Source organism: Cyanobium sp. Aljojuca 7D2, assembly GCF_024346415.1.
Classification (GTDB): Bacteria; Cyanobacteriota; Cyanobacteriia; order PCC-6307; family Cyanobiaceae; genus Cyanobium_A.
The window spans coordinates 202,721-211,024 of record NZ_JAGQCX010000004.1; the positions used below are offsets into that span (position 1 = coordinate 202,721).

General features: G+C 68.5%; 11 protein-coding genes and 1 pseudogene. 5 read left to right on the top strand and 7 right to left on the bottom strand.

What is annotated here, in order from left to right:
• Window positions 1-9 precede the first annotated feature (9 nt).
• Window positions 10-1,389 carry a thioredoxin-disulfide reductase gene (trxB, locus tag KBY57_RS06570; protein ID WP_254995085.1) on the top strand — a complete coding sequence of 460 codons (1,380 nt, stop codon included), beginning with the start codon at window positions 10-12 and terminating at the stop codon, window positions 1,387-1,389.
• On the opposite strand, the gene infA is transcribed toward trxB, so the two are convergent.
• Window positions 1,390-1,656 carry a translation initiation factor IF-1 gene (gene infA, locus KBY57_RS06575; protein ID WP_094560946.1) on the bottom strand — a complete coding sequence of 89 codons (267 nt, stop codon included), beginning with the start codon at window positions 1,654-1,656 and terminating at the stop codon, window positions 1,390-1,392.
• Between the two features lie 213 nt (window positions 1,657-1,869).
• Between infA and KBY57_RS06580 the strand changes: the two genes are divergently transcribed.
• Window positions 1,870-2,553, top strand: coding sequence for a pseudouridine synthase (locus tag KBY57_RS06580; RefSeq protein WP_254995099.1), 684 nt, complete (start codon window positions 1,870-1,872; stop codon window positions 2,551-2,553).
• Window positions 2,554-2,559: 6 nt separating this feature from the next.
• On the opposite strand, the gene KBY57_RS06585 is transcribed toward KBY57_RS06580, so the two are convergent.
• From KBY57_RS06585 to KBY57_RS06600, 4 genes are all read right to left on the bottom strand, one after another.
• Complete coding sequence (locus tag KBY57_RS06585; protein WP_094560942.1) at window positions 2,560-2,775, bottom strand: hypothetical protein; 216 nt, start codon at window positions 2,773-2,775, stop codon at window positions 2,560-2,562.
• A gap of 51 nt (window positions 2,776-2,826) precedes the next feature.
• Entirely contained in the window at window positions 2,827-3,789 is a 963-nt protein-coding gene (locus KBY57_RS06590; RefSeq protein ID WP_254995086.1) for an NAD(P)H-binding protein, read from the bottom strand.
• Between the two features lie 78 nt (window positions 3,790-3,867).
• Window positions 3,868-3,969: a cytochrome b6-f complex subunit PetM gene (gene petM, locus KBY57_RS06595; RefSeq protein WP_094560938.1), complete on the bottom strand. Its 102-nt coding sequence runs from the start codon at window positions 3,967-3,969 to the stop codon at window positions 3,868-3,870.
• A 23-nt stretch (window positions 3,970-3,992) separates the two neighbouring features.
• Window positions 3,993-5,168 (bottom strand): N2,N2-dimethylguanosine tRNA methyltransferase, encoded by a 1,176-nt coding sequence (locus KBY57_RS06600; protein ID WP_254995087.1) that lies wholly within the window; start codon window positions 5,166-5,168, stop codon window positions 3,993-3,995.
• Between KBY57_RS06600 and KBY57_RS06605 the strand changes: the two genes are divergently transcribed.
• Window positions 5,156-6,136 carry an alpha/beta fold hydrolase gene (locus KBY57_RS06605; protein ID WP_409996418.1) on the top strand — a complete coding sequence of 327 codons (981 nt, stop codon included), beginning with the start codon at window positions 5,156-5,158 and terminating at the stop codon, window positions 6,134-6,136. The genes KBY57_RS06600 and KBY57_RS06605 overlap by 13 nt on opposite strands.
• Window positions 6,137-6,172: 36 nt before the next feature.
• Window positions 6,173-6,703: an acetolactate synthase small subunit gene (ilvN, locus tag KBY57_RS06610; protein WP_254995089.1), complete on the top strand. Its 531-nt coding sequence runs from the start codon at window positions 6,173-6,175 to the stop codon at window positions 6,701-6,703.
• Here the strand turns inward: ilvN and KBY57_RS06615 are convergent.
• The gene (locus tag KBY57_RS06615; RefSeq protein WP_254995090.1) at window positions 6,700-7,413 is read right to left on the bottom strand and encodes a peptidylprolyl isomerase; all 714 of its coding nucleotides are present in this window, start codon (window positions 7,411-7,413) and stop codon (window positions 6,700-6,702) included. The genes ilvN and KBY57_RS06615 overlap by 4 nt on opposite strands.
• Window positions 7,413-7,961 carry a photosystem I assembly protein Ycf4 gene (locus KBY57_RS06620; RefSeq protein ID WP_094560930.1) on the bottom strand — a complete coding sequence of 183 codons (549 nt, stop codon included), beginning with the start codon at window positions 7,959-7,961 and terminating at the stop codon, window positions 7,413-7,415. Before KBY57_RS06620 ends, KBY57_RS06615 begins: the two co-directional genes overlap by 1 nt.
• Before the next feature lie 193 nt (window positions 7,962-8,154).
• On the opposite strand from KBY57_RS06620, the pseudogene KBY57_RS06625 reads away from it, so the two are divergent.
• A pseudogene (locus KBY57_RS06625) lies at window positions 8,155-8,304 on the top strand (photosystem II D2 protein (photosystem q(a) protein)); the annotation flags it as partial.

The window sequence follows — 8,304 nt, forward strand, 5'->3', positions numbered from 1 at the left end:
GCTTACGTCATGACCGCTCCGGGGCTGGCTGTCGAAAATCTGGTGATTGTGGGCTCGGGCCCCGCCGGCTACACGGCCGCGATCTACGCGGCGCGGGCCAACCTCAGCCCCCTGCTGATCACCGGCTTCCAGGACGGCGGCATTCCCGGCGGTCAACTGATGACCACCACCCACGTTGAAAACTTTCCCGGCTTTCCCGACGGCATCCTCGGCCCGGAGCTGATGGACCAGATGAAGGCCCAGGCCGTGCGCTGGGGCACCCGCCTGGTGGAGGCCGATGGAACCGCCATCGACCTGTCCCAGCGGCCCTACCGCATCACCGCGGAAGGCCAGACGATCGAAGCCCAGTCTGTGATTCTGGCCACGGGCGCCAGCGCCAACCGGCTGGGTCTCCCCAGTGAGGAGCAGTTCTGGAGCCGGGGCATCAGCGCTTGCGCCATCTGCGATGGCGCCACACCCCAGTTCCGCCAGGCCGAACTGGGCGTGGTGGGCGGCGGCGACTCGGCCTGCGAAGAGGCGGTGTACCTCACCAAATACGGCAGCCATGTGCACCTGATCGTGCGCGGCGACAAGCTGCGGGCCAGCGGTGCCATGGCCGACCGCGTGCTGGCCAACCCCGCCATCACCGTGCATTGGAACCGTCAGGTGGCTGATGCCAGCGGCGGTGACTGGCTGGAGGCCATCACCCTGCGGGATGCCCACAGCGGCGCCACCGAAGAGCTGGCCATCAAGGGCCTCTTCTATGCCATCGGTCACACCCCTAACACCCGCCTGGTGAAGGGCCAACTCGAGGTGGATGGCCATGGCTACCTGGTGACCCAGCCCGGCCGCCCCGAAACCAGCCGCGAAGGCGTCTACGCCGCCGGTGACGTGGCCGATGCCGAGTGGCGCCAGGGCATCACCGCGGCGGGTAGCGGCTGCCAGGCAGCCCTCGCCGCCGAGCGCTGGCTCACCCACCACAACCTGGCAGTCACCGTCAGCCACGAGCCGGTGGACCCCGCCGAGGTGGGCGAACCCAAGCGCACCGCCGAAAGCGATGAGAGCAACTACGACCCCAACGCTCTCTGGCAGAAAGGTGGATTTGCGCTGCGGAAGCTCTATCACGACAGCAACAAGCCCTTGCTGGTGGTGTACACCTCACCGAGCTGCGGACCCTGCCACGTGCTCAAGCCCCAACTCAAGCGCGTGCTCGATGAGCTCGGCGGTGCGGCCCAGGGCGTGGAGATCGATATCGAAGCCGATCAGGAGATCGCTGTGCAGGCCGGGGTCACCGGTACGCCCACGGTGCAGCTGTTCCACAACAAAGAGCTGAAGCAGACCTTCCGGGGCGTCAAACAACGCAGCGAATTCAAGGCCGCCATCGAAGCGTTGATCGGGGTGCCGGCCTGATCAGCGGCGACGCGGACCGCCGGGACGGTTGCCGCCGGGACGAGGACCGGCAGCGGCGTTGCGCTCCCGGTAGGTGATGCGCCCGCGGGTGAGGTCGTAGGGGCTGATCTCCACCAGCACCTTGTCGCCTGCCAGCAGCTTGATCCTGAACTTGGTGAGCTTGCCCGCCGCCCGGCAGAGGCATTGGTGACCAGCCGGCTGTTCCAGGGTCACCAGGTAAAACCCGTTGCCCTGTTCCTTTTCAATCACACCGGAGGTCTCAATCATGCGGGGGGGGGCTGTCTGGGGAATCAATCGCTGCCAACAGCTTAATTGCCGCCCGACAGGCGATAGGGTCTCTGGCACCTGTGTCGCTCCGGCTCCGCCATGCTTCTGCCGCCTCTGTCAATTGATCTGGGGCTGCTGCTGATCTCCATCGGCGTGGTGAACCTCTGGAAAGCCCGCCAGGCCAATTGAGGCCAGGCTCCTCATCAGCCTCCCCTGACCACCCTTCTCTTCCACAAGCCCTACGGGGTGCTGAGCCAGTTCACTCCCGAACCGGGCAGCCGCTGGGAGTGCCTGGCGACCTTCATCAACGTGCCTGGGGTGTATGCCGCCGGCCGACTGGATGCCGACAGCGAGGGGCTGCTGCTGCTCACCAGCAACGGCCGGCTGCAGCAGCGCCTCACCGATCCGAGCTTCGGCCATTGGCGCCGCTACTGGGCCCAGGTGGAAGGGCAGGCAGCCAACCAGCCCCAGGCACTGGCGCTGTTGCGCAGCGGCGTGCCGATCCAGGGCGAACGCACCCTGCCGGCACGCGCCCAGGTGATCGCCGATCCAGCCCTGCCCGAGCGCACCCCCCCGATCCGTCAACGCGCCGCCATTCCCACCAGCTGGATCGAGCTGGAGCTGCGGGAGGGTCGCAATCGCCAGGTGCGGCGCATGACCGCCGCCGTGGGCCTGCCCACCTTGCGGCTGCTGCGGGTGGCCATCGACCTGATGGATGGGGACGCCCCACTCGACCTCGCGGGCCTGGCCCCGGGTGAATGGCGCGAGGTGACGGCAGCGGAAGCCGCCCGCCTGGAGCAGCTGCTGCAGCGCCGAGCAGGCATGGGCTGGAGCTCACCCGGACGGGGCGGCCGGGCGGGGGGCGGGAAATCCGGCCGAGCCGGAGGCGGCGGATAGGGCGGCTTAGCCGACCACATCCTTGAGTTCGCGCACGGTCTGCAACTGACCGTAGTAGTAATTCGCCCGGGCACGACGGTCGCCATCCTCAAGGGTGTCGAAGGCATCGAAACCCAGGGCCTGCCAGAGCTCGTGGCCGCAGGCTCGGTTGAGCTCTTCAATCGCCTCGGCTTCAAGGTTCGCCAGACGGCGCTGCAGGTTTTTGATCTGGGCAACCGACATGCACGCATCCGAGCGACGGCCTAATAGTACAGGCGCACTGGCGCCCGAGCTTCAGAAGGGCAGCTTCTTCTTGGCTTCCTTGTCGAGATCCGATTCCATCTCCCGCAGGCGCCGGAGAATCGTGTCGTAGTACTCCTTGAGATAGGCCTCAAGGCCTGTGGTTTCGGCTGGGTCGAGGCCAAAAGCCTCGTAGCTGGCCTGCATCGGTGCGTCGAGGGCCGTACCGCCGCCGGTCACCGCCTCAAAGGCCAGCCGCTCGGCCACATTCAAACTGGCTTCGAAGAAGCCGGTCACCGACCGCATCAGGCCGAGCAGGGCTGGTGGCACCCGGAACGTTCGGGCCTCCTTGCCGGTGAAGCGCTCACACAACTGGGTGATTTCGCTGGTGGTCCAGGCGCGCGGACCCACCACCGGAAAGGCCTGACGCACGGTCCGGGGATGCTCCAGGGCAGCCACGGCAAAGCGGGCCATGTCCTGGGTGTTCATGTAGGCGATGGGTGTGGGCGAACCACTCACCCACACCGTCTGGCTTTCCAGCACGGGAATGGCGAGCTGGCTGATCACGCCCTGCATGAAGGCCACACCCCGCAGGATCGTGTAATCGAAATCCGAGGCCATCAACCAGTCTTCGGTGCAGGCCTTGATGTCCATGAGAGGCACATCACGGTGCTGATGCGCATCCAGCAGCGAGACGAACACAACGCGCTTCACACCGGCGGTCTGGCAGGCCGCGAACAGGTTCTGCTTGCCGCTCCAGTCGATGTCGTAGGCGCTACCGGAATCGGTCGCCCGGGCGGTGGCCGCGTCGATCACCGCGTCTTGCCCTTCAAGGGCATAGGCCAGGCTCTCGGGCTCCAGCAGGTCACCGCGGGTGAGCTCACAGCCCCACTCCTGCAGGAAGGACGCCTTGCGGGGCGAGCGCACCATGCAGCGCACCTGGTGGCCGGCGTCGAGGGCTCGGCGGGCGACCTGACGCCCCAGAGTGCCCGTTCCGCCAACCACCAGAACCTGCATCGCCAACGCTCAAGCGGGCCTGAGCCTAGGCGTCGGCTGGGTCGAGCCGGGAGCAGAGGCCGCTTCGAGGGGCGGTCGTCAGTCTTTGTCGGCCAATTTCAGCAACAGGGCACCACCGGCGAGCCCCACGGGAATCAGCACCCAGAACAGGGCTGCGGTGCCGAAGATTTCAGAGGCCATGGGCCGGCGGGCGAAAGGCCCTCCTATTTAGCAGCGCCAGCGGCCGTGGCGGCCAATCGCTGGGCGATCTGCAGGATCACGCTCCAGGGAGCATCGCTGCGCAGCTGGGCTGGCATCACGCCGCTAGCCAGCGCCACCCAGCCCTCGGCCTGCAAGGCGGCCACCAGGGCCGCCAAGGGCGGCGGGCCGCAACTGAGCCGGCGAGCGATCTCAGCCGTTGGCCAGCAGACGGGCGGTACCCCGGGATCGGCCGCCAGCTGGCCCAGCAAGCGGGCACCCGCAGCGCCGAGGCTGCCGGGCAGGGTGTCGCCGAGGCTGGCCATCACAGCCAGCAGCGCCGGATCCTGCAGCGGGCCGATCCAGAGGGGCCCACTGATCGCCAGGGGCTGGGCCTGGCTTGCGGGGCAGAGGCAGGGCTGCCACTGGCGCAGCCGCAGCAACGGCTGCACCTCCTGGGCGCCGCAACCATGACAGTGGGCCAGAAGGCCGAGCTGCTGCTCCTCACCGCGACCAGCTCGGCGCCGCAGCCGCACCGCGGTGCGAAACGTGCGTCCCTCACTGAAGCTGAACAGGGGCTCCACCCCGCGCCCCATCGCCCAGGCCGCCCGCGCCACCGTGCCGAGCTGCAGACGCAGGGCCAGCTCCCAGCTGGCCGGATGGGCCCGGGCCGCCGCCCCCAGCAACCGGATCGCGGCCGGCCGGTCGTGGCCGGTGGGGGAGCGGCCGTCGGTGCTGGCCAAATAGAGCACGCCGTCGAAGGCCACCGCCTCCAGGGCCAGCGGCAGCAGGGCCGTGGGGCAGCCGAAGCCATCGAGATCCACCAGCTCGAAGCGCTCCTGGCGTTGCAGGCACTCCGCCAGCAGGTGCTGGGCCGTGCGGGCGCTGCAGCGCAAACCCTTGAGGCCAGCGAGATTGCGCTCCAGCAGGGGCAGCCGATCGGGATCGGCGTCGTTGGCCCACACCGCCTCGGCTCCCCCCTCCAGGCCATAACGCAGGGCGCGGATGCCACAGCCAGCCATGGCATCGAGCACCCGCAGCGGGCCGCGGGCCGCCAGGGAGGCCGCTAGCAGCACCCCCAGATCGCGGGAGGGGCGCGACTCCGGCCGGAAAAAGCCGCAGCCGGGCTCCAGCCGGGCCCGCCCTTCGCAATAGTGAGCGTCGGTGTGTGCTGTCAGGAGATCCCGAGGTGGCGGTGACAATCCAGCCTGCACCCCCAGCTCCTGCCGATGGGGGCGCTGGCAGCGACACCGATTGGGGCGTCCATGCCGAGTGGCTCTGGTGCGGGCAGCGCTGCCACTGGCGGACGCTGGGGGATGCCGCGGCGCCGGCCCTGGTGCTGGTGCATGGTTTTGCCGCCGGCAGCGGCCACTGGCGACGCAACGCGGCGGTGCTCGCCGCCGCGGGCTGGCGCGTTTACGGGCTGGATCTGATTGGCTTCGGGGCCTCCAGTCAGCCGGCCCTGCGCCTCGACAACCGCCTCTGGGCCCGGCAGCTGCAGGCCTTCCTCGAGCAGGTGGTGCAGGGGCCGGCGGTGCTGGTGGGCCACTCCCTCGGCGGCCTGGTGACCCTCAGCTGCGCCGTGTTGTTTCCCCGCTGGGTGCGGGCCGTGGTGGCCGCCCCCCTGCCGGACCCCACCTTGATGCTGAGCAGCCGGAGTAGACCACCCCGCCGGCCACTGTGGTGGCGGCGGCTGCAGCGCTGGCTGGTGACCCTGCTCTGCCGGTTGCTGCCGCTGGAGCTGCTGGTGCCGCTGCTGGCCCACTCGCCCCTGCTGGACCTGGGCATCCAGTCGGCCTACAACACGCCCGTGATCGGCGACCGCGACCTGCACCGGGTGATCGCCAGGCCCGCCAGGCGCCCCGGCGCCGTTCGCGCCCTCAGGGCCATGAGCATCGCCATGGCGCTACGCCCCCACGCCGCCACCGCGCCAGCTCTGCTGCAACGGCTCCAGCAGCCGCTGCTGCTGATCTGGGGCCAGCGCGACCGGCTGGTGCCTGTGCAGGTGGCACAGCAGGTGCAACGGTTGCGTCCCGATCTGCCCTTGGTGTTGCTGGATGGCAGTGGCCACTGCCCCCACGACGAGCAGGCCGAGGCCTTCAACGGCGCCCTGCTCACCTGGCTGGAGCAGCTGCCGGCGACCGGCCCCACTCCCAGCCCCAAGCGGTAATTTGGGGCAAAGCCACCGCAGCGGGTTCCTCAGGCGATGAAACACACCCTCTCGGTGTTGGTGGAAGACGAATCCGGGGCCCTGAGCCGAATTTCCGGCCTGTTCGCCCGCCGGGGCTTCAACATCGAGAGCTTGGCGGTGGGGCCGGCCGAGCAGGCCGGCATCTCCCGGCTGACGATGGTGGTGGAGGGCGACGACCACACCCTCGAGCAGATGACCAAGCAGCTCGACAAGCTGGTCAACGTGCTCGGGGTGATCGACCTCTCGCGCATTCCCGCCGTGGAGCGCGAACTGATGCTGCTCAAGGTGTCGGCCCCAGCTGAAACCCGCAGCGCCATCCTCGATCTGGTGCAGGTGTTCCGGGCCAATGTCGTGGACGTGGCCGATGACGCCCTGACCCTGGAGGTGGTGGGCGATCCGGGCAAGCTGGTGGCCCTCGAACAGGTGATGGAGAGCTACGGAATCCTCGAGATCGCCCGCACCGGCAAAGTGGCTCTGGAGCGGGCCTCCGGGGTCAACACCGCCTTCCTGAAGGTGACGGCCTCCAACAAACGGGTGCCGGCCTAGGGCTTGCCTTGCACGAGAGTGCCGCCGGCCACCACCGTGGCCTTGATGATCTTGTCCCCCTGGCGGATCTGGTCGATCACCTCCATCCCCTTGCTCACCCGGCCGAACACCGCATAGCGGCCATCGAGCTCAGGCAGGGCCTGCAGAGCCACATAGAACTGGGCACTGGCGGAATTGGGATCGGCGGAGCGGGCCATGGCCACCGCCCCGCGCTGGTGGGCCAGGGCCAGTTGCCGGGTCACCCCAGGCGCCGTCACCGGTTCGCCGTAACGGGGCTCGGGCTCATCGCTGCGCTTGATCTCCAACGGGATCAGCCGGGCTTCACCGCTGACGGGATCCACATAGCTGCCCAGGCCGTACTGGCTGGCTGGCACCTTCGGATCAGCACTGCCGGGATCCCCGCCCTGCACCACAAACGGCACCGGCTCGCGAACCACCCGGTGAAACACGGTGCCGTTGTAGATGCCCCGTTTGACGAGATCGACAAAATTGCCGGCGGTCAGCGGCGCCGCGCCGCCGTCGAGCTGGAGCTGCACCTCGCCCTTGCTGGTTTGCAGGGCCACGGTGGCCGAACCACTCAGGCAGGGGGTACTCGCAGCACTGCAACCCAGCTGACGGCTGCTGCTATCGGCGGCGCAAGCCACCAGGGTGAACGGCGCCAGCAGCAACAGCCCGCCCAGCACCAGGCGGCTCAACCAGATCCGAGCCATCAGACGCCCTCCAGGGGAACACCCAGAAAGCGGGCCAACTGGGCGCCGGAGAGCTCCAGGTCGGCCAGGGGCATCGGCTCGCCGACCCGGGTGAGGGGCATGTCGCGGCGTCCCTGCACCTTCAGCGCCAGGCGGCGGCGGGGATTGAGACCATCGCGCACCTCCACCTTCACCGCCTGGATGTCACGCAGGGGGATGTCGACCGTGATCATCTGGCGGAAGCCGCGACGGCTGATCGTGGCCGTGCCGGCCTGCCGGTCAAAGCGGTTGCTGCCGGCTCCCACATCAATGCCGATCACGGCCCAGAGATAGGCGCATAGGGCCATGGCCGCCAGGCCATACAGGCCCATCACCAGCCCCTGGGGCAACCAGGCCAGCTCAGCCGGGTGGCCGATCGGCAGCAGGTCGGTGCCCAGATAGCTGGACGCACTGGTGAGCAGGAAGCCGAGGCCGCCGGTGGTCACCACCACGGCCACCAACACATTGGAGAGCCGCCGCGACCCCAGCACCGGCAGCTCGAGCAACTCGATCGCGGGGGAGGAGACCATGGGAACGCACAAAGGATGGCTGCCATCCTGACCGGTCGCAGCACCTGGATGCAACGCCGGCACGGATCCCGAAATCCCAGCCGGAGCGGCCCATGTCAGCCCGTATCAAACGGCCTCGCGATCCGCTTCAACGTTGTTACCATCGCCTGGTAATCCCACAGCCTCCGCGGGTTTTCCGCTCCGTTTCATCACCATGACGATCGCTGTAGGGCGCATGCCGCAGCGGGGATGGTTCGACGTCCTCGATGACTGGCTCAAGCGCGACCGCTTCGTATTTGTGGGTTGGTCGGGTCTGCTCCTGTTCCCCACCGCCTACCTGGCGCTGGGTGGCTGGCTGACCGGC